Annotated in this window: 1 protein-coding gene; it reads right to left on the bottom strand. The window is 57.0% G+C overall.

The genetic code is table 11. The features are described from left to right. The coding region (locus PsWM33_RS27510) for a phage tail protein (protein WP_193778469.1) at positions 1-539 on the bottom strand (539 nt) is incomplete at both ends.

Raw genomic sequence — 539 nt, forward strand, 5'->3', positions numbered from 1 at the left:
ACCGGAAACGGTCAGTTTAAGATAGTCGCCCGGCTCAATATGCAGATCCGTTGGCGGCAGCACATAGCTTAAGCGCTCCCGTGACGCCCACGCCTCCTGCAACAGGTTTTCAGCCATGCCCTGCAGGCGCTCATAGTTGGTCACGACAGGCAGATCAGAAGTCACAACCCTTTCAGTTGAAACAGCCCCGACCAGCGCCTCTGCAGTTGCTGTGTTAAAATCCTTTGAGCTGTCATAGGCCGTTACCCGCACCACTGCAGGCAGCTCAGTTTCTTGCGCTCTTGTAATGGAAACCCGCTCTTTGTCCTTGCCCTGATCAACCAGTTGCTCTGCTTCAATCTCAGCTAGGGGATAGCGGGAACGACGCGGGCGAAACGCCACCCGGCCACCCGATTCCACCGCATCAAAGAAGAAGGCAGCCCCAAGGGTTTCCAACACGCTGCGGGCACTGGTGATGGAAGAAATTAGGAATCCATCGGCAACCCCATCCGCCCCCGCAGTTTCAAAGTCTATGCCTTCACGCAGGCCCGCCCGCTCCA

The organism is Pseudovibrio sp. WM33 (assembly GCF_001623165.1).
In the GTDB taxonomy this organism is placed as follows: Bacteria; Pseudomonadota; Alphaproteobacteria; order Rhizobiales; family Stappiaceae; genus Pseudovibrio.